The organism is Flavobacterium sp., assembly GCF_044369455.1.
GTDB lineage: Bacteria > Bacteroidota > Bacteroidia > Flavobacteriales > Flavobacteriaceae > Flavobacterium.
Genome location: NZ_JBIPLW010000001.1, coordinates 50,729 through 70,891, shown reverse-complemented (window position 1 = coordinate 70,891; position 20,163 = coordinate 50,729). Strand labels below are relative to the sequence as shown.

The 20,163-nt window shown below is 35.6% G+C and carries 21 protein-coding genes and 1 tRNA gene; 11 read left to right on the top strand and 11 right to left on the bottom strand.

Annotation, left to right across the window (positions count from 1 at the left end):
- The first annotated feature begins 10 nt into the window (after positions 1-10).
- Positions 11-376 carry a DUF4345 domain-containing protein gene (locus ACIQ2L_RS00315; protein ID WP_396155313.1) on the top strand — a complete coding sequence of 122 codons (366 nt, stop codon included), beginning with the start codon at positions 11-13 and terminating at the stop codon, positions 374-376.
- A 29-nt stretch (positions 377-405) separates the two neighbouring features.
- Here ACIQ2L_RS00315 and ACIQ2L_RS00310 read toward each other — a convergent pair whose 3' ends face one another.
- Together ACIQ2L_RS00310 and ACIQ2L_RS00305 are read right to left on the bottom strand one after the other, a co-directional pair.
- A complete protein-coding gene (locus tag ACIQ2L_RS00310; protein ID WP_396155311.1) occupies positions 406-1,551 on the bottom strand; it encodes an 8-amino-7-oxononanoate synthase in 1,146 nt (381 codons plus the stop codon).
- Positions 1,552-1,607: 56 nt separating this feature from the next.
- Positions 1,608-2,090 carry a DUF1761 domain-containing protein gene (locus ACIQ2L_RS00305; RefSeq protein ID WP_396155309.1) on the bottom strand — a complete coding sequence of 161 codons (483 nt, stop codon included), beginning with the start codon at positions 2,088-2,090 and terminating at the stop codon, positions 1,608-1,610.
- Between the two features lie 215 nt (positions 2,091-2,305).
- Here ACIQ2L_RS00305 and ACIQ2L_RS00300 point away from each other — a divergent pair, with 215 nt between their 5' ends.
- Positions 2,306-3,160 carry a Two component regulator three Y domain protein gene (locus ACIQ2L_RS00300; RefSeq protein ID WP_396155307.1) on the top strand — a complete coding sequence of 285 codons (855 nt, stop codon included), beginning with the start codon at positions 2,306-2,308 and terminating at the stop codon, positions 3,158-3,160.
- 91 nt (positions 3,161-3,251) lie between these two features.
- Here the strand turns inward: ACIQ2L_RS00300 and ACIQ2L_RS00295 are convergent, their stop codons facing one another.
- Positions 3,252-3,704, bottom strand: a complete 453-nt coding sequence (locus ACIQ2L_RS00295; protein WP_396155305.1) for a KTSC domain-containing protein — start codon at positions 3,702-3,704, stop codon at positions 3,252-3,254.
- Positions 3,705-3,878: 174 nt separating this feature from the next.
- Here ACIQ2L_RS00295 and ACIQ2L_RS00290 point away from each other — a divergent pair.
- Positions 3,879-3,951 (top strand) — tRNA-Met (locus ACIQ2L_RS00290).
- 60 nt (positions 3,952-4,011) lie between these two features.
- Entirely contained in the window at positions 4,012-4,896 is an 885-nt protein-coding gene (gene era / locus ACIQ2L_RS00285) for a GTPase Era (RefSeq protein ID WP_396155303.1), read from the top strand.
- Between the two features lie 22 nt (positions 4,897-4,918).
- Here era and ACIQ2L_RS00280 read toward each other — a convergent pair whose 3' ends face one another.
- Complete coding sequence (locus ACIQ2L_RS00280) at positions 4,919-5,422, bottom strand: hypothetical protein (protein WP_396155302.1); 504 nt, start codon at positions 5,420-5,422, stop codon at positions 4,919-4,921.
- 126 nt (positions 5,423-5,548) lie between these two features.
- Here ACIQ2L_RS00280 and der point away from each other — a divergent pair, with 126 nt between their 5' ends.
- Complete coding sequence (der, locus tag ACIQ2L_RS00275) at positions 5,549-6,859, top strand: ribosome biogenesis GTPase Der (protein ID WP_396155300.1); 1,311 nt, start codon at positions 5,549-5,551, stop codon at positions 6,857-6,859.
- Between the two features lie 52 nt (positions 6,860-6,911).
- Here the strand turns inward: der and ACIQ2L_RS00270 are convergent, their stop codons facing one another.
- From ACIQ2L_RS00270 to ACIQ2L_RS00250, 5 genes are all read right to left on the bottom strand, one after another.
- Positions 6,912-7,733, bottom strand: coding sequence for a TPM domain-containing protein (locus ACIQ2L_RS00270; RefSeq protein ID WP_396155298.1), 822 nt, complete (start codon positions 7,731-7,733; stop codon positions 6,912-6,914).
- 3 nt (positions 7,734-7,736) lie between these two features.
- Positions 7,737-8,204, bottom strand: coding sequence for a TPM domain-containing protein (locus ACIQ2L_RS00265; protein ID WP_396155297.1), 468 nt, complete (start codon positions 8,202-8,204; stop codon positions 7,737-7,739).
- A gap of 84 nt (positions 8,205-8,288) precedes the next feature.
- On the bottom strand, positions 8,289-8,882 hold the full coding sequence (locus tag ACIQ2L_RS00260) for a LemA family protein (RefSeq protein WP_396155295.1): 594 nt from the start codon (positions 8,880-8,882) through the stop codon (positions 8,289-8,291).
- Between the two features lie 27 nt (positions 8,883-8,909).
- The gene (locus ACIQ2L_RS00255; protein WP_396155293.1) at positions 8,910-9,242 is read right to left on the bottom strand and encodes a MerR family transcriptional regulator; all 333 of its coding nucleotides are present in this window, start codon (positions 9,240-9,242) and stop codon (positions 8,910-8,912) included.
- Between the two features lie 50 nt (positions 9,243-9,292).
- A complete protein-coding gene (locus ACIQ2L_RS00250) occupies positions 9,293-10,273 on the bottom strand; it encodes a peptidoglycan DD-metalloendopeptidase family protein (protein WP_396155291.1) in 981 nt (326 codons plus the stop codon).
- A 326-nt stretch (positions 10,274-10,599) separates the two neighbouring features.
- Here ACIQ2L_RS00250 and alaS point away from each other — a divergent pair, with 326 nt between their 5' ends.
- The gene (gene alaS / locus ACIQ2L_RS00245; protein WP_396155290.1) at positions 10,600-13,260 is read left to right on the top strand and encodes an alanine--tRNA ligase; all 2,661 of its coding nucleotides are present in this window, start codon (positions 10,600-10,602) and stop codon (positions 13,258-13,260) included.
- Between the two features lie 46 nt (positions 13,261-13,306).
- Here alaS and ACIQ2L_RS00240 read toward each other — a convergent pair whose 3' ends face one another.
- Positions 13,307-15,058: an ABC transporter ATP-binding protein gene (locus tag ACIQ2L_RS00240; protein WP_396155288.1), complete on the bottom strand. Its 1,752-nt coding sequence runs from the start codon at positions 15,056-15,058 to the stop codon at positions 13,307-13,309.
- 121 nt (positions 15,059-15,179) lie between these two features.
- Here ACIQ2L_RS00240 and ACIQ2L_RS00235 point away from each other — a divergent pair, with 121 nt between their 5' ends.
- Complete coding sequence (locus tag ACIQ2L_RS00235) at positions 15,180-16,127, top strand: GSCFA domain-containing protein (protein ID WP_396155286.1); 948 nt, start codon at positions 15,180-15,182, stop codon at positions 16,125-16,127.
- A 1-nt stretch (position 16,128) separates the two neighbouring features.
- Positions 16,129-16,794: a DUF4230 domain-containing protein gene (locus tag ACIQ2L_RS00230; RefSeq protein WP_396155284.1), complete on the top strand. Its 666-nt coding sequence runs from the start codon at positions 16,129-16,131 to the stop codon at positions 16,792-16,794.
- Positions 16,795-16,831: 37 nt separating this feature from the next.
- Here ACIQ2L_RS00230 and ACIQ2L_RS00225 read toward each other — a convergent pair whose 3' ends face one another.
- Positions 16,832-17,140 carry a rhodanese-like domain-containing protein gene (locus ACIQ2L_RS00225; protein ID WP_396155282.1) on the bottom strand — a complete coding sequence of 103 codons (309 nt, stop codon included), beginning with the start codon at positions 17,138-17,140 and terminating at the stop codon, positions 16,832-16,834.
- A 132-nt stretch (positions 17,141-17,272) separates the two neighbouring features.
- Between ACIQ2L_RS00225 and ACIQ2L_RS00220 the strand changes: the two genes are divergently transcribed.
- The 3 genes from ACIQ2L_RS00220 (at position 17,273) to paaA (ending at position 20,162) form a co-directional block, all read left to right on the top strand.
- Positions 17,273-17,848 carry a TetR/AcrR family transcriptional regulator gene (locus tag ACIQ2L_RS00220; protein WP_396155280.1) on the top strand — a complete coding sequence of 192 codons (576 nt, stop codon included), beginning with the start codon at positions 17,273-17,275 and terminating at the stop codon, positions 17,846-17,848.
- Between the two features lie 115 nt (positions 17,849-17,963).
- On the top strand, positions 17,964-19,037 hold the full coding sequence (gene paaE / locus ACIQ2L_RS00215) for a 1,2-phenylacetyl-CoA epoxidase subunit PaaE (protein WP_396155278.1): 1,074 nt from the start codon (positions 17,964-17,966) through the stop codon (positions 19,035-19,037).
- A 168-nt stretch (positions 19,038-19,205) separates the two neighbouring features.
- Positions 19,206-20,162: a 1,2-phenylacetyl-CoA epoxidase subunit PaaA gene (gene paaA / locus ACIQ2L_RS00210; protein WP_396155277.1), complete on the top strand. Its 957-nt coding sequence runs from the start codon at positions 19,206-19,208 to the stop codon at positions 20,160-20,162.
- Position 20,163: the final 1 nt, after the last annotated feature.

Genomic DNA, 20,163 nt, shown 5'->3' with positions numbered 1-20,163 from the left:
TTTTACTACTATGAAAAATTTACATCTTATTATTTCAGTTTTAATTGTAATTCCAGTAGGTTGTATTTATGGTTTTCAACCTAATCTACTTTTTGATGTGAACCTGAATACAACTGACGAAGCCAATATCTTCAAAGCCATCATGGGATTGTATCTAAGTTTTGCTGTTCTTTGGTCACTCGGAATTTTGAATCCTAGTTTGTGGAAAGTTGCCACAGTTTCTAATATAATTTTTATGTTAGGTTTAGCATTTGGGCGAATAATTTCTCTTTTTTGTGATGGTTTTCCAAGTCATGTTTTTATAATTGGAACTATCGGAGAGATGATTTTAGGTTTTTATGGTTGCTATATTTTACAGAGAGAAAAAGAAATGTAGTAGCATCAATATTGCATAAGACTTTATATTTATTTAAACGGATGACGTTGTTGCCATACTAAAGTGGGTTCTAATTTTGGAAAGATGTTTGCCATTACTTTATTCACATATTTATTGGTGTGATAAATAAATCCGGACATTACAATTGGTTCTGCTCCAATAGAACTCTTGATTTCTAAAGCCGTTCTTCCGAAGATTATTTTTTTGAACTGATTTTCGATGCCAAATTTGGTCATGTTATACAGCATATTTAAATAGAGCATTTTTTCTTTTTGAATCTGTTCATCATAACCCAAGAAATAGGTTTCTAAAACAGAACCATTTAAAAGTAAGGTATGAAATCCAACCAATTCGTTTTCTATATAATAACCAACCAAAATAAATTTAGAACCGCATTGCTTTTTAAAAGAAGAGAAATGGTTTTTAGCTAAAAAAAATGTATTGAACGGTGCGTTCTTGGCTACATGAAAATACAATTCATAAATTCGGTTCTCTTGTGAAATGATTTCCTCTAAAGACAATTCTCGGGTTTCAATGCCTTCAACCTTTTTATGAGCACGTTTGTATTGGTCGCGGTATTTTTTAGTAAGTGCTTCTATATAATCGCTATTGGTTTTCCACCGATTTTGCAATTCGAAAATCATATTCGGCTGCGTATTGAACTCATATAATAATGAGAAGGTAGATTTTCTTAGTTCAGTTGCCGATTCCTGATAAAAGTCTTTAAAAGAAACAATTTGTATTTTAACATCTTGTTTTTTAAAATAACTGACAATCTCAGCGGCACAATTATTTAGAATTTCTGCAATAGTTATAGCGTTTATTTCCTTATTGAACGAATAGCCGTTTTGTCCTGTAATCATATTATTGCCTACAAACAAAGCGTGTGAAGCAAAGTTTTTAAAAATAAAATTCCGAATATAGGTCTTGATACATTGATCTCGTTCTCCAAATGATTCTACTTTATTTAAATCAAGATATTGCGCAAGTGCTACACCAATAAGTGTTTCTTTTTCAAAAATACCAATATAAAAACACTGCATGTTTGTGGGTGCCGATTCTTCTAAAACTTTTAAATAATGACTTTGTAAAAAAACATTCTTATGCGCCACTTCATCCCATGACTTGTGAAGTTTTGCAATAGAAGTGTAAATTTGATAGGTAGTTGTTTCCAATAGATAAAAAAATCGCTCCACAAATGTAGAGCGATTCGTATTTAAAAAAATGTTAATTATTGCATCATACAGATGATGCCACCCATAATCGTCATTGATACAATCCAGTAACCACTGCTTATTAATACATATGTAAAACTTCTTCTTTCATACAATGCTCCCACTCCAGTAACTGGAAGAATAAAAAACAAACCCGTCATAAATCCGTGTAAAGCTCCATGTTTAAAAGATCGGAAAGCAGTTCCATAATCAGCCATAAAAGCGGCATAGGAAGGTTTGGCAATAGATGGATCTCCACCAACCATCCCTAATGCTCCAAATTGATGGATGACAAGCATTTGCAATATAAAAGAGATAAAAAAGGCATAAATTATTGAAAGGCCAAATATCATTATCATATTAGATCCTTTCATTTTTTCTTCAGTCATTCCGGATTCTTTCATCCAAACAGTTCCAAATACTTTTGGATTATACCAAATAAATCCGACAACTACTGTTGACAAAGCCGCAAGTAATAATGCTAAAAAGTTTACATTCATAATGGTAATTTTATTGGTTAGAGTATCAAAAGTAAAAAATATTATTTAAATGAACTTTTTACCAGTCTTTTATAAATTTTAATAGGAAAAAAATAAGTATTTGTAAGATAAATATATAAAAAATATAACTAAAAATGCATTTCGTCGATTATTTTTGTTTTTAAACGGATGTTTATCTAGTTTTACGTCGTCATAAACATCAAACCTTAAATGATATGAAAACAATTTTTACCTACGTAACACTTCTTTTAGTAACAGCTTCAAGCTTTGCTGAAATTTCTTCAGCTGAAAAAAACGCTTTAGTCAAATTGAACAAAGCGACTAAAGGTTCACAATGGATTAACAAATGGGATTTAAAATCACCAGTAACTACATGGTTTGGTGTTGAAATCCAAAACGATAAAGTGGTATCACTAAAATTGGTTAATAATAATCTTAATGGTGAATTACCCAAAGAAATAGGCGATTTAACTTCATTACAAGTTTTGAACCTTTTTAGAAACAATATTACAGGTGTTTTACCAAGTACTATTGGTAATTTAAAAAACTTGACGAAATTGAATATTGCATTCAACCAAGTATCTGGTGCATTGCCAGAATCTTTGGGAAATGCTTCACAATTGAAATCAATAGAAATGCATATGAACCGTTTAACAGGCCAGTTGCCTGTAGCTGTTGGAACCTTATCTAACTTAGAAACCTTGTCTTTATTTAATAATGAAATCGAAGGTCAAATTCCAGTTTCTTACTACCAATTAAAATCGTTAAAAGTTTTATTGTTAAACAGTAACAAACTTGTTGGAAAACTAGATAAAGAAATATCTAATCTTTCTTCATTAGAGACCTTAAGTTTGTTTGAAAATAAAATGGATGGACAAGTTCCTTTTGATTTAGAGAAGTTAGGAAATTTGAAAGAAATGAATATTTCATATAATATGTTTAACGGATTGGTTTCTAAAAACTTATCCAAATTAGATACTCTTAATATGACTATGGTAAATGAGCAAGGTGTAGCAACAACGTTAAAAGTAAGTATCGATAAAAACTCAGCCTTTGCAGCTGATGAATAAGTCTTCGTGTTTTGTGTTTATATAATTGAATTTTGTTAGGTGAAAAAGGTCTTGAGAAATCAAGACCTTTTTTGTATTCTAAACAAATTAATTATTCAGCAGCCACTAACTTAGACGTACTTCTATAAATATAGTCATTATAAATATGTCTTCTGGCAAATCGGCTTGGTGACTCTGCATTAACCATTTTGATGTATATAGGTCTCAAAACACCAAAGTATTCAAAGGCACTTCCATCTAAGAAAGTGATGTACAACACTCCTTTTTCATAATAAAAATCAGCAATATTGGTGCTTGATGTGATTCTGGTATATTCCGCTTTGTCTTTTTCTAAAGTTTCTGGAGCAATACTCACCAAGAAATGATAAGCAGCAATTATCTCTGTGCTTTTCTCTTCGGCAGCCACACGTTCCACTTCATCCTGAATGGTATCCGGATGAATATCTTTCATGCAGTTTCTGTAAATTGTCTTTAACTCTTTTAAGGTAGCTGTTTTTGTTACTCCAAGTAACGCTCTATATTCGATGATTTTTTTTGTATTCATTTTACTGGACTATAACCGCTTAGGGTTTTTAAATTTTACTTCGTACAATTCGACCTAGCGGTCTCGGGCCGTGCAAAAGTAGTTCTTTACTTTAGATATATAAGCAGTCAATAGAAAATAACTTGTATTTTCCTTGACTTATTAGATTTTCGTTGTATATTTGCACTCGAACAGCGCGGGATAGAGCAGTAGGCAGCTCGTCGGGCTCATAACCCGAAGGTCACAGGTTCGAGTCCTGTTCCCGCTACTAAATAAACTAAAAACCGAAAACGCTTGTTGAGTTTTCGGTTTTTTTATTCTCATTACTATGGAACACAAAGCAGGCTTCGTCAATATTATCGGAAATCCAAATGTTGGAAAATCAACTTTGATGAATGCGTTTGTTGGCGAGCGTTTGTCTATTATTACTTCTAAGGCGCAAACGACGCGTCACCGAATACTTGGTATCGTAAACGGCGATGATTTTCAAGTGATTCTATCTGACACACCCGGAATTATAAAACCAGCGTATGAAATGCAAAAATCGATGATGGATTTTGTAAAATCGGCTTTTGAAGATGCTGATGTGTTGATTTATATGGTAGAGATAGGCGAGAAGGAACTTAAAGATGAAGACTTTTTTAATAAAATCATTCATTCTAAAATTCCAGTATTACTATTATTGAATAAAATTGACAAGTCTAACCAAGAACAATTAGAAGAGCAAATTGATTTGTGGAAAAACAAAGTTCCCAACGCAGAAATTTATCCTATTTCGGCTTTAGAAAACTTTAATGTAAAAGAAGTTTTTGCTCGCATTTTAGAATTGCTTCCAGTTTCCCCTCCTTATTATCCAAAAGATGCTTTGACTGATAAGCCAGAACGTTTTTTTGTAAATGAAACCATCCGTGAAAAAATATTATTAAATTACGATAAGGAAATTCCATACGCCGTAGAAATAGAAACAGAAGAATTTATAGAAGATGAAAATATCATCCGCATTCGTTCTGTGATTATGGTGGAACGCGATACGCAAAAGGGAATCATCATCGGTCACAAAGGTGGTGCTTTGAAAAATGTCGGAATGCAATCGAGAGCCGATTTAGAGAAATTCTTCGGCAAACAAATCCATATTGAGTTATACGTAAAAGTAAACAAAGACTGGAGAAGTAATGCGTTTCAGTTGAGACGCTTTGGATATAACCAGAAATAGAGGCAAGAAGTAAGTCTTTTGACTAACCAACTATTTTATTGAATTCCCTTTCCAGTTCCTCCATTTGCCCATAACCATTTGCCCGAGTTTGTATTCCAATAAAATACAATAAGACCCAACATACAATCATTGATGCAATTACTAAAAGGTTACTTTTTACAGATTGATGAAGCGACCAATTGGAATAGGCAAACATGGAAAAAACCAAAAATACCCCGGCTATAACAAAGTGTAAAAACACGAAGAAGGTCCATAGGGTTTGAGCTGGTCCAAACAAACCTCTTATGTGAGTAGCGTTTTTTTCGTTTCCTTCTTTTTCTTCTAATTCAATAGATAAATGAGGTGACCAATAGTGTTGCTTTTCTCCCTGAATGGTAAACTGAATGTGATTGGGTCTTATTTTTATTAAAAACCCAGGCGGTACCTGCTTGGCATAATCAACAAACTTCTGTCTAACCAAATCAATATTTTCATCGATATCTTTATAAAACCGTGGTCTTAATCGTATGTCATTGTTTGTTTCCATGTTACATGAAGGTTTGAAATTACACACTAAGTTAGGAAAAATATTGATAATGTTCTCTTTAATACTACCTTTGCACCGCCCAAGGCCAGAATGGCCGAACAGAACTAAGTTAAATTTAAAAATAGCATGAACAATATAGTAGCCATAGTAGGAAGACCAAACGTAGGGAAATCTACTTTTTTTAATCGATTGATTAAAAGAAGGGAAGCTATTGTAGACTCGGTTAGTGGTGTAACGCGCGATAGAAATTATGGAAAAAGTGAGTGGAACGGAAAAGAGTTTTCGGTAATTGATACCGGTGGTTACATTAAAGGTTCGGATGATATTTTTGAAAGTGAAATCCGTCGTCAGGTCGAATTGGCTATAGATGAAGCCGATGCTATTATTTTTGTGGTTGATGTAGAAGAAGGGATTACACCAATGGACGCGGAGGTTGCCAAATTACTTCGAAAAGTGACCAAACCCATTTTATTAGCGGTAAACAAAGTGGATAATGCGATGCGCGAAAAAGACGCTATTGAATTTTATAATTTAGGTTTAGGTAACTATTTTACTATTGCCAGTATAAGCGGAAGTGGAACAGGAGAATTGCTAGATGAATTAGTAAAAGTGTTACCCGAATTGCCCGAGGCAACAGAGGAAGAAGCTGCTTTACCACGGTTTTGTGTGGTAGGTCGTCCCAATGCTGGAAAATCATCTTTTATCAATGCTTTAATAGGGGAAGACCGATACATCGTAACCGATATTGCAGGAACAACACGAGATGCAATTGATACCAAATACAACCGTTTTGGGTTTGAATTTAACTTGGTAGATACGGCCGGAATTCGACGTAAAGCAAAAGTAAAAGAAGATTTAGAATTCTATTCTGTAATGCGTTCCGTGCGCGCTATTGAGCATTCGGACGTAATTATTTTATTGATTGATGCAACGCGTGGCTTTGAAGGTCAAGATCAAAGTATCTTTTGGCTTGCCGAAAAGAACCGAAAAGGCGTAGTAATTTTAGTTAACAAATGGGATTTGGTCGAAAAAGATACCATGTCAACCCGTGATTATGAAGCCAAAATTCGTGAAGAATTAAAACCATTTACCGATGTGCCTATTATGTTTGTCTCGGCCTTAACCAAACAACGTTTACTGAAAGCTTTAGAAACGACGGTACAGGTTTTTGAAAATAGAAAACAACGCATTCAAACGTCAAAATTCAACGATTTTATGTTGAAGTTGATAGAAGCCTATCCACCACCTGCATTGAAAGGAAAATATGTAAAGATTAAATACTGCATGCAGTTGCCAACACCAACGCCACAGTTCGTGTTTTTTGCCAACTTACCGCAATATGTTCAGGAAGCCTATAAGCGTTTCTTAGAAAATAAAATCCGTGAAAACTGGGATTTTTCTGGTGTTCCGATTGATATTTATATTAGAGAGAAATAATAAATAAAGCTCGGTCAATTTGACCGAGCTTTTTGTTTGTATAAAGAAATATTTACCAACCTCCTCCAGAACCTCCTCCAGAAAATCCACCACCACCAAATCCGCCACCAAATCCGCCACCGCCAGAACTTCCGCCGCCAAATCCACCACCACCAAAACCGCCGCTACTTCGACCTAAGCTACTCAGTAAGATGATGTCTGCCAAGTCAAAACCACCACCGCGATTACCTGAATTTCCACCACCATTTTTCTTGTTATTAGCAATGATAATGATGATGACAATTATAATAACAAGTAGCGGGAAAAAAGGGAATTCACCGTCTTTTTTATTTTTTTTTCGCTCGCCTTTGTATTTGCCTTTAAAAACATCAAATAAAGCATCGGCACCTTTGTCTAAACCTTTGTAATAACTTCCAGCTTTAAATTCGGGGATGATAATGTTTCGGGTAATTTCGCCACCAATTCCAGCAGTTAATCGGTCTTCTAATCCATAACCAGGTGAAATCCAAATTTTACGTTCCTTTTGGGCTACTAATATAAAAACACCGTTGTCTTCTTTGGCTTGACCAATGCCCCATTCTTGTGCCCATTTGGGAGTTAAAATACCAATATCTTCTCCATTTATAGTAGGTACAGTGGCCACAACAATTTGGGTAGAAGTAGAGTCCGAATACCGAATTAGTTTTTCTTCTAATTGGGTTTTCTCCTCAGCACTTAAAAGATTGGCATAATCATAAACCGAAGTCTGAAAATCAGGTTTTTTAGGAATATCAAATTGAGCAAAAGTGGGTAAAAAACTAAATAAGGTAACGAATACCCATAGGGTTTTTAAAACTCCTTTGGAATTTGGAACTTTAATATTTGAAATTTTCATAGTTTATCCTTTTGATATTTCGTTCGAAAGTTCATTGGTATCGTCACTTTGATAAGGAAAGTGTTTTTTCAACTGTTCTCCAGCTCTTAAAACTCCCTCAATCAAACCTTGCTTGAAATTACCGTTTTTAAAATGCGATAGCATAATATCTTTGGTACAGTCCCAAAAATCAGATGCTACTTTTTCATTAATTCCTTTGTCACCATAAATAGCAAATTGTTTACTTTTTACAGCAACATAAATAATTACGCCATTTCGTTCTTGAGTATTATCCATTTGAAGTTGATGAAAAACCTCCACAGCTCTTTCAACTGGTTCCATTGGAGTTTGGTTCTCATCTTCGCTCTTATGGCTCGATCCTTTTTCTATGTGCACTCTAATTTCGCCAGAAGTATTTTTTTCGGCTACACCGATAGCAGCAACAATAGCTTGTTCCTCTTCTTGGGTTAAAAAATCTTCTACTTTAGACATTTGATATCTTGTTTAAACACAGATTTCACAAATTACCACCGAATAAAATTTGTGAAAATTCATGAAATCTGTGTTAGATTTTTTTTAGAATTTTACTTCAACAGGTTTTTCAGCACCTTCTACTGCTTGGAAATACGCTTTTTCTTTGAAGCCAAACAGTCCGGCAAATAGTGAATTTGGGAACGTTTTAATATGCGTGTTATAAGGTTTAACCGCTTCGTTAAAACGAGTTCTGGCTGTTAAAATTTGATTTTCGGTGCTTGCCAATTCATCTTGTAATTTCAAGAAATTAGCATTGGCTTTCAAATCAGGATAACGCTCTACAGAAACTAATAGTTTTGATAATGAAGAAGAAACTCCAGATTGTGCTGAATTAAACGCTGCCAATTGTTCTGGTGTAATATTCGTTGGGTCTACAGTTACAGCAGTAGCTTTCGCTCTGGCTTCAATTACAGCAGTCAAGGTACTTTTTTCAAAATCAGCTGCACCTTTTACCGTGTTTACTAAGTTGCCAATCAAATCATTTCTTCTTTGATAAGAAGTGTTGACATTTCCCCAAGCTTCGTTGATAGTTTGTTCGTAACCAACGGCTGTATTATTAATTCCTTTAACCCAGCTGTAAATTCCGAAAATAACAACTGCTCCAATAATCCAAGGTAAAAATTTTTTAAAATCCATGTTTGTTTAATTTAAAGTTTAATTTATTTATAATTGATTTTTAATATTCAATAATTGTGCCTTAATCGTTTCTAGTTTGCTAATAATTTCAAACTTGTCTAGTGTTTTCTTTTGACCTTCTTTCAAGTGCGTTTTAGCACCATCAAGCGTAAAACCTCGTTCTTTAACCAAATGATAAATCAATTGCAAGTTTTTAACATCTTCGGGAGTGAACATTCTATTGCCTTTTGCATTTTTCTTGGGTTTCAGAATATCAAATTCTTTATCCCAAAAACGAATAAGTGATGTATTCACATTAAATGCTTTAGAAACTTCACCAATGCTGTAATATCTCTTGCCTTCTTTTAATTCTATGTGCATATTATATTTTTTTATTCATTCAAAAATCAAAATTCTTCAATCTTGAATCGTTAATCAAGCGATTGATTTTCTTGATTTGCCACTTTAGAAATTGCAATATATTCCGCTGCCGAAATATTGCCGTAATAAAAATTTATGGGGTTAACTACTTTGCCGTCTTTGTGAACCTCATAATGCAAATGTGGTGCTTCACTTCTCCCTGTACTTCCCACGTAACCAATCACATCTCCTCGTTTTACTCGTTGCCCTGAGCGGCATTTGTACTTACTTAAATGACCATACAAGGTTTCATAGCCAAAACCATGGCGCAACACGATGTGATTTCCATAGCCAGAAGCGGTATTATCTGCACGAGCCACAACACCATCACCAGTAGCAAAAATAGGCGTTCCTGTTTTAGCTGTAAAATCCATGCCTTCATGCATTTTTCTAACTTTCGTAAACGGGTCACTTCGATAGCCAAAACCAGAAGCAATCCGTTTTAACTGTTCGTTTTTTACGGGTTGTATCGCCGGAATGGCAGCTAAAAGGTTGTTTTTTTCTTTAGCCAATTTCAAAATCTCATCCAACGATTTCGATTGTATCGCCAATTCTTTCGAAATGATATCCACGCGTTTCGAAGTATTTATCACTAACTCTGAATTATTAAATCCTTCCAATTCTTTATATCGGTTTACACCACCAAAACCAGCTTTGCGCTGCTCCGTTGGAATGGGCGATGTGTTGAAATAAGCTCTGTAAATATTGTTGTCTCTATCAGCAACATCGTTCAAGACTTCATCCACTTGATCCATCTTTTTGTTTAAAATAGCATAACGTAACTTCATCGTTTCAATTTCTCGCGCTTGTAAACGGTCTTTTGGAGTGTCTAAAAGCGAAGTGTTTAATAAAGCCACAAAACATAAAAAACCAAATAAGGCGGAAGCAAGTAAAAACAAACCTATATATCCTAACTTTTTAGACAGTTTTGGCTTAATTTTTCGGTAAGCCAAACTTTCGGTATCGAAATAATACTTTACTTTCTTCGCCATTTTTTATTTTATGCTATTTTTGTGCTTGTTTAAGAAAACAATGGTTATACGAACAAATTTAACAAATGTTTCAGTCAAACCCTAAATTTTAATCTGAACTTGTTTCAGATTCTTTTTAGGAGCGGAACTTTTAGCTATTTTATTCAACCATGTTCCCGCTTTTCGTTACAATCTTTTTAAGGATTGATTTGTCTTCGTGAACGAAGACCAATCCTAAAAAAGGATTTTCACTGCAATCGGGGCTAATCAAGAAGCCATGTTTTTTAAATCTAAGAACACGAGCGTCAGCGAACTGGCGATGCAATCTAAAGATCTAATACTCTAAAATGAAATCACAAGACATTCGTAAACAGTTTTTACAATTCTTCGAATCCAAAGGACATTTAATCGTTCCATCCGCACCAATCGTTCTAAAAGACGATCCAACCCTAATGTTTAATAACTCAGGAATGGCGCAATTCAAAGAATACTTCTTAGGCAACGGAACTCCAAAAAGCCCACGAATAGCCGATACGCAAAAATGTCTTCGTGTTTCAGGAAAACACAACGATTTAGAAGATGTAGGTTTTGACACCTATCATCACACCATGTTCGAGATGTTAGGTAATTGGTCTTTTGGTGATCCTGCCCGTCCGGCAGACGGGTATTTCAAAAAAGAAGCTTTAGATTGGGCTTGGGAATTCCTAACGGAAGTACTTAAATTGGACAAAGACCGTTTATACGTCTCCGTTTTTGAAGGTAATCCTGCTGAAAATGTGCCATTCGATCAAGAATCATTTGATATTTGGAAAAAATATGTTCCCGAAGATAGAATTATTCTAGGCAACAAAAAAGACAACTTTTGGGAAATGGGCGATCAAGGTCCGTGCGGTCCGTGTTCCGAAATCCATATCGATTTAAGAACCGAGGTAGAAAGAGCTACAGTTTCAGGAAGAAGTCTAGTCAATGCCGACCATCCTCAAGTAGTAGAAATTTGGAATAACGTTTTCATGGAATTCAACCGAAAAGCGGATGGCTCTTTAGAAAAATTACCAGCAAAACACGTTGATACCGGAATGGGATTTGAGCGTTTGTGCATGGCGATACAAGGAAAAACGTCTAATTACGACACCGACGTTTTCACACCGCTTATTGAAAAAGTAGAACAAATCACTGGATTTAAATATGTTCCGAACACTGTCACTCCGAGCGCAGTCGAGGAGAAAACCAACATCGCCATTCGTGTTATTGTCGATCACGTTCGTGCCGTTGCTTTTGCTATTGCTGATGGACAATTGCCTTCCAATACCGGTGCAGGTTATGTAATTCGAAGAATTTTGCGTCGCGCTATTCGTTATGGCTTTACATTCCTAAACACCAAAGAACCTTTTATCTATAAACTGGTAGAAGTGTTGGCAGTACAAATGGGTGAATTTTTCCCCGAGATAAAATCACAACAGCAATTGGTGACCAATGTCATCCGTGAGGAGGAAGCGTCGTTTTTGAGAACTCTAGAACAAGGACTAATCCTATTAGAAAATATAATCACAAATGCAACCGAAAAAGTTATTTCGGGCAAACGCGCTTTTATACTTTACGACACTTATGGGTTTCCCATAGATTTAACCAGTTTAATTCTCCGCGAAAGAGGGTTAGAGCTTGATGAAGCCGAGTTTGAAATCGAATTGCAAATACAAAAAGAACGCTCTCGTGCTGCTTCAAAAGTTAAAGCTGGCGATTGGCAAATTTTGATTGATGATCCCGAAGTCGAATTTTTAGGTTATGATTATACCGAAGCCAATGTTAAAATTACACGGTATCGAAAAGTAGAAAGCGCAAAAGAGGGCGAAATCTATCAATTGGTTTTTAATATGACACCATTTTATCCCGAAGGCGGAGGACAAATTGGCGATACTGGAGTGCTTGAAGCAGCAAACGGAGATGTGATTTACATCATCGATACCAAAAAAGAGAATAACCTAATCATTCATTTTACAAAAGAGCTGCCTACAAATTTGTCCGAAATTTTCAAAGTAATTGTCGGTCCAGACCGAAGACGAAAATCGGCGGCTAATCACTCGGCAACTCATTTAATGCATTTGGGGTTGCGAACTATTTTAGGAACTCATGTGGAACAAAAAGGATCATTGGTAAACCCAAATTACCTGCGTTTCGACTTTTCTCATTTTGCCAAAGTTACCGACGAGGAAATTCGCAAAGTAGAACATTTTGTCAATACCCGAATTGAAGCGCAACTGCAATTAGTAGAACACAGAAGTATTCCTATTCAACAGGCAATGGCGCAAGGTGCGATGGCATTGTTTGGGGAAAAATATGGAGAAAACGTTCGTATGATTGAGTTTGGCGAGAGCAAAGAATTGTGTGGTGGTATTCATGTGAAGAATACTGCTGATATTTGGCATTTCAAAATCATTTCAGAAGGCGCAGTAGCTGCCGGAATTCGACGTATCGAAGCCATTACGGGTGATGCTGTAAAAGCCTATTTCTCTCAACAAGAAACCGATTTAGAGGCGATAAAAGAAACACTGAAAAATCCACAGGATACTTTAAAAGCTGTTGTTGCATTACAAGATGAAAATGCCAAGCTAAAGAAACAAATGGAGCAATTATTAAAAGAAAAAGCAAAAGGATTAAAAAACGAATTAGCTTCACAATTACAAGACATTAACGGAATTAAATTTTTAGCAACTCAAGTTGATTTGAGTCCGGAAGGTGCCAAAGACCTGGCTTATGAATTGGGAACTTTAGGAACTAATATTTTCTTAGTTTTGGCTACCGCCAATGAAGACAAACCCATGTTAAGTTGCTATATTTCCAAAGAACTAGTAGCTGAAAAAAATCTAAATGCTGGCACCGTAGTTCGCGAATTGGGGAAATACATTCAAGGCAGCGGAGGCGGACAACCCTTCTTTGCTACGGCTGGAGGAAAAAATGTAGCGGGAATTAAAGAAGCTTTGGAGAAAGCTGTTGATTTTGTAAAAGGTTAAATTGTCATTCCCGTGAAGCCCGGAATGGCAAATAGAATGTTGTGTTTTATTCTTTTTTACGTTCCCCAATCTGCTGGCGCCACATGGCATAATACAAACCTTTTTCTGCCAACAGCGCTTCATGCCTGCCTTGTTCAATTATTTTTCCTTGTTCCAATACGAAAATCATATCGGCATGCATTACGGTAGATAAACGGTGCGCAATTAAGACTGTGATTCTGTTTTTGTCTGAAATGTTTCTGATGGTAGCATTGATTTCTTCCTCGGTAATCGAATCCAACGCTGAAGTTGCTTCATCAAATATCAATAAGTTCGGATTTCTCAATAGGGCTCGAGCGATGGATAAACGTTGTTTTTCACCACCAGACACTTTAATTCCACCTTCGCCAATGGTCGAATTTAGACCGTCTTCGGCACGCGCTAATAAATTATCACAACTGGCTTTATGTAATACTTCCAATAGTTCTTCATCAGTAGCTGAGGGTTTTACAAACAATAAATTTTCTCTAATGGTTCCCGAAAATAATTGGGCATCCTGAGTTACGAATCCGAGTTGCTTTCTCAAATCCAATAAGTCAATTTCAGACGAATCCATTGAGTTGTATTTTACATGGCCAATTGCTGGCGGATACAATCCTACTAAAAGTTTTACCAAAGTCGTTTTGCCTGCTCCTGATGGCCCAACAAAGGCAACTGTTTCGCCTTGCTTAATATCAAAAGTAATATTTTCTACCGCAGGGTGTTTGGCGGTTTTATGTTTGAAACTCACATTAGAAAATTGCAACGCTTGGATAGCGCCTACATGCTTGGCATCTTTTGGACGGTGTTCTTTGGGAGCGCTCAATAATTCTTTGAAATTTTCCATAGAAACTTTGGTTTCATTCAACGCAATAATAAACGAACCAAGTTCTTGCAACGGACCAAAAATAAAGAAGGTAAAAAACACCATGGTCAATAAATCGCCAACCAAAATTTTTCCGCCAAACAAAAAGTAATACAACGAAAAAACAACACAGGTTCTCATAAAATGAACCGTGGTACCTTGTATAAAACTCAAGCTTCTGATAAATCGAATTTTTTGTAACTCGAGTTGTAGAATTTTCAGCGTATTTAAATTCAAACGTTTCTCCTCCTGATACGTCAATCCCAAACTTTTCACTAGTTCTATATTCCGTAAACTTTCAGTGGTCGAACCTGCCAAAGCATTGGTTTGTGTGACAATTGTTCGGGAAACGATTTTGATTTTTTTACCCAAATAGGAACTAATAAGCGCAATAATCGGAGCCGTAATCAAAAAGATAATCGAGATTCTATAATCGATTCTTGAAACATACGCAATCACAAAAATAAACCCAATCACCGTTTGAAATATCAATGAAATAGAAAGTGTAATCAGCTTTTCGGAATCAGAGCGTACTTTAGTTAACTTACTCAATGTCTCACCACTGCGTTGGTCTTCAAATTCTTCATAAGGCAAATCGAGCGATTTTTTGATTCCGTCGGTATACATTTCAGCACCCGTTCGCTGAATAACGATATTGGTAAAATAATCCTGAAAGTTTTTGGTAATTCGCGATATCATAGCTGCTCCAAGTGATAAACCAAGCCAAAAAGCTACTGATTTGATAAAACCGATTTCATTGCCTTTGTATTTGGCAATGCCCACACCACAATCTTGCATTAGTTTTCCGGTAATTACCGAATCACTTAAACTAAAGCAAATGTTTGTTGCTGCCATTAAAAGCGACAAAAACAAGAGCAATTTATGTTTTTTGAGATATATATATAATAGTTTCATTGTGTATAAAATTTGAAAAGCAAAAGTAGAAAATAAATAGTGAGTCAGCAGTAGTTAAAATGGTACTACTTTATAAGTGTATAGAGAAGTATGGTTTGAAATCATTTTGTATTTTTGGAAAATGAACTTTACGACCAAAATACCAATTTCAAGATATCAAAATCCAATTGATTATTCTTCCAAGATAACCTCAATTGGTTCTTGTTTTGCAGAAAATATAGGTGAGAAATTCCAATATTTTAAATTCCAAATAACAACAAATCCGTTTGGGATAATTTTTAATCCTGTTTCTATTGAAAACCTTATTTCAAGAGCAGTCAATAAGCAACAGTTTACAGAAAACGATATTTTCTATCACAACAATGTATGGCATTGCTTCGAAGTGCATTCCCAGTTAAGTCATCCCGATAGAAAAATTTTCCTTGATGGACTAAATCAAATTTTAAATGATTTTCATCTTCAAATTTTCAAGTCAACACATTTTCAAATTACATACGGAACGTCGTGGGTTTACCGAAACAAATTATCAAATAGCATTGTAGCCAATTGTCATAAAGTACCGCAAAATCAATTTGAAAAAGAAATTCTATCCGCAGAAATTATTGAGAAATCTATAAAGAATACTGTTGATTTAATTCAGAAAGTCAACCCGAATTGTCATTTCATTTTCACTATTTCGCCAGTGCGTCACATCAAAGACGGTTTTGCTCAAAACCAGCGCAGCAAAGCGCATCTGATTTCAGGGTTGCACAACTCGAAACTCGAAACTCGCAACTCGAATTACTTCCCTTCCTACGAAATCATGATGGATGAATTGCGCGATTATCGTTTTTACGCCGATGACCTATTACATCCAAGTCAAATGGCTATCGATTATATTTGGCAACGCTTTTCCGAAACTACCATTTCTGCCGAAAGTCATTCGATTATGCAAGAAGTTGACAACATTCAAAAAGGATTAGCCCATCGACCATTTAATCCTGATTCGGCAAGTCATCGGGAGTTTAGTAAAAATTTAATAAAAAAAATGAATACTTTAGCATCTAAATTTCCAAAAATTCAATTATAAAATGTCACAACAAACTAATTCGAAAGTTGGCTTTTTTGGAGCCGTTATAGAATTTAGAAAATGGGTTGTATTGCTCTTGATTGCTTTGGTGCTTTTTTTTGGGTATAACTTTTTTAAATCACGCAATCACGAATCTACTATTGAATACAATACCAATTTAATAGAAAAGCAAATCAAAAATGTTGGAAAATTAGTGGTTACCGAAGGACATTTTGCTGAGGTTTTGACTTATAAAGACCAACAAAAATATTTGATGGATTTCATTTCATTTGAGAAAAAAGCACTTATTATTATCAATGCCGATGTTACGGTTGCCTTTGATTTAAGTAAAATAAAATATGATATTGACGAAAAAAACAAAACAATTACTATTCTAAATATTCCCAAAGAAGAAATAAAAATTAACCCAACAATAAAGTTTTACGATATTGAGCAAAGTACTCTAAACCAATTTGATGGAGATGATTACAACAAAATTGACAAAACAGTTAGAGAAAATTTAGCAAAAAAAATTGAAAAATCATCTTTAAAGTTTAATGCCCAAAATCGTTTGATTAGTGAGCTTTCAAAAATATTAATTCTAACCAATACTATGGGATGGAAGTTAGAATATAAAAATGCAGTTATTGAAAACGATACCGATTTGAAAATTAATTTAAAAGTATAAAGCTATAACAATCAGTTAATTATTTTTCATTTAATAGCTATAGCTTACTTTCTAAACTCTGCCAACCACCACCATTTATCACTTCGATGCCATTCTCTTTAAGAATAGAAGCGGCCTGTGCACTTCTCATACCTGAGCGACAGCAAACAATTACTGGTTTTTCTAGTTTTTTTATTTCAGAAATTTTTGCAGCAATGGTATCCAAAGGTATATTTTTTGACCCTTTGATATGACCACCTTGAAATTCTCCACGAGATCTAACATCAATAATCACAGCTCCTTTGTTTGTAAATTCTTTTATGTTTTTTGATTTACTGACCAAACCTAACATGCTCAATATTCCCATAGTTTTTAAATTATTTAAATTTCTCTATTCTGTGTTCGTTATAAAACGTTTTCATTGCAAAACTAAAACATTCTAAAACACATTTATGTAACATAAGTTACCCAACTAAAAATATTCTATATATTTGAATTAATGAAACCTATCGACCGAAAAACCGAAATCATAAACGTGGCAGCAAAGCTTTTCAAAGAGAAAGGTTACAGCGCCGTAACCATGCGCGATATTGCTCAAGCCATGGATATAAAGGCGGCTAGTTTGTACAATCACATCAAATCCAAACAGGAAATCTTGGTTTTAATCATTATCGAAATTGCCGAAGAATTTACAAAAACCATGAACCAAGTCGTCAATTCTAGCGAAACCACCATTAAAAAAATAGAAAAAATCATTCAATTACATATCGATATTACCTTGCGCGATGCCAATGCATTGGCGTGTTTGAACAACGATTGGATGCATTTGGCCGATGCCGAATTGACTTATTTTATCAAAATGCGCGAAGACTATGAAGAGAACTTCCGAACTATCATCCAAAAAGGAATCGCCGATGGTGAAATCAAAAATCTAAATTTGGAAGTGATTATTTTCTCCACTCTTTCCACACTACGAGCACTATATCTTTGGTACGGTAAGAAAAAAAGCCCCGACCCAACTGTCCTGAAATCCAATATGATTCAGGTTTTGTTAAACGGAATTGTAATGGATTAATTCTTTGATAATCAACAAGTATAAAATTTTCAAACGTTGTAGTGACTTTTAAATAAATATTCCTTAATTTTGCATAGTAAACTAACAATTGTTAGTTTTATCGTAAATCAGATTTATGGCAAAATTCCACAGTATTAAAGTCGCAGATATTTATAAAACAACCAAAGATTGTTCGGTGATTACCTTCGATATTCCTACCGATTTGCAGCAAGAATTCCAATTCATTCAAGGACAACATGTAACGGTAAGAGCAAATATAGATGGCAAAGAAGAAAGACGATCCTATTCGTTATGCTCTAGCCCTATGGAAAAAAAATGGCAGGTTGCTGTAAAAAAAATCAACGAAGGTGTTTTTTCTACTTTCGTAAATGACACATTAAAAAAAGGCGATTCACTCGATGTAATTCCACCACACGGAACTTTCCACACAGCTCTCAATCCCGTACAAGCCAAAAACTATATCGCTTTTGCCGCTGGGAGCGGAATAACGCCAATACTTTCTATCATCAAAACACATTTGGCCACCGAACCCAAAAGCACTTTTAAACTGTTTTATCTCAACCGAACCGTAAAATCAATTATCTTTAAAGAGGAAATTGAGCAACTCAAAAATAAATATTTCGGACGTTTTGAAATCTTTCATTTTTTAAGTAAAGAACACCGAAGCATTGCCCTTTTGAACGGAAGATTTACCAAAGAAAAACTCCAAATCTTAACCGATAAAATTATCGATATTCCATCTACAGACGACTGTTTCATCTGCGGACCGGAAGAAATGATATTCTTGTTGCGTGACGAATTAACAGCCGCCGGATTGCCAGCAGCAAAAATACATTTCGAGCTGTTCAACACCGGAATATCAGAAGAAGACAAACAAAGAATAAGCAAAATAGTAGAGAAAAAAGTCGAAGGCACAGAAGTTACCCTCATCGACGGCGGAAAGGAATTCCACTTCGTTATGGATGAAGCTTTCGACAATATTCTCGACAGCGCCATAGCCGCGGGAGCCGATTTACCATTCGCCTGCAAAGGTGGCGTTTGTGGCACCTGCCGATGTAAAATCCTAGAAGGTACCGCCGAAATGAAAGTGAATTATGCACTCGATGCCAGCGAAGTGGCAAAAAATTACACGCTAAGCTGCCAAGCCGTACCCACGTCAAAAAAGATTGTAGTCGATTTTGGTGCTTAATAAGGATTTTTGCTGATGAATATCAGTAGCTAATCCCGCTATCCGCTATATCTTTTGTTTCGTTTTGAGAACGAGTCAAAAGGATGCCGCTACTACCTGCCTGCCTGTAGGCAGGTCGGGGCTAAAAAAAATAAAAATACAATATAACGCAACACTAAATAGAAGAGTATGTCAGAGAAGAAAATACAAAGTTTAGAAGAACAATTCGATGCCCGCATCGCGCGCGACGAAAAAATTGAGCCCAAAGATTGGATGCCCGAAAAATATCGTCAAACTCACATTCGTCAAATATCGCAACACGCACATTCCGAAATTGTAGGCATGCTGCCCGAAGGAAACTGGATAACACGCGCTCCTACGTTAAAAAGAAAAGTAGCATTATTAGCCAAAATCCAAGATGAAGCAGGTCACGGTTTGTACTTATACAGCGCTTGCGAAACCTTAGGCATTTCACGCGAGGAATTGTATGAGCAACTACATTCGGGTAAAGCTAAATATTCTAGCATATTCAATTATCCAACATTAACTTGGGCCGATATGGGCGCGATTGGTTGGTTGGTAGATGGTGCCGCAATTATCAATCAAGTGCCTTTGTGTGCAACCTCTTTCGGACCTTATGCCCGTGCCATGGTGCGTGTATGCAAAGAAGAAAGTTTTCATCAACGTCAAGGGTTTCAAATTATGATGACACTGGCCGAAGGAACTCCAGAACAAAAAGCAATGGCACAAGACGCATTGAATCGTTGGTGGTTTCCTTCCTTAATGATGTTGGGCCCCACAGATGCTGCTTCCGTTCACACCGAACAATCCATGAAATGGAAATTAAAGCGCAAAACCAATGACGAACTCCGTCAACAATTTGTAGATCAAACCGTACCTCAAGCCGACATGATTGGCTTAACCATTCCAGATCCAACCTTGAAATATAACAATGAAACCAAACATTACGAATTTGGTGATTTAGATTGGGATGAGTTTTGGCAAGTAGTAAATGGACATGGTCCGTGCAATAAAGAACGAATCTCAGCACGCAAAAATGCTTGGGATAAAGGAAAATGGGTGCGTGATGCCGCGATGGCTTTCGCCGAAAAACAAACGAATAAGGAAGTAAAGGAAGCAATATAAA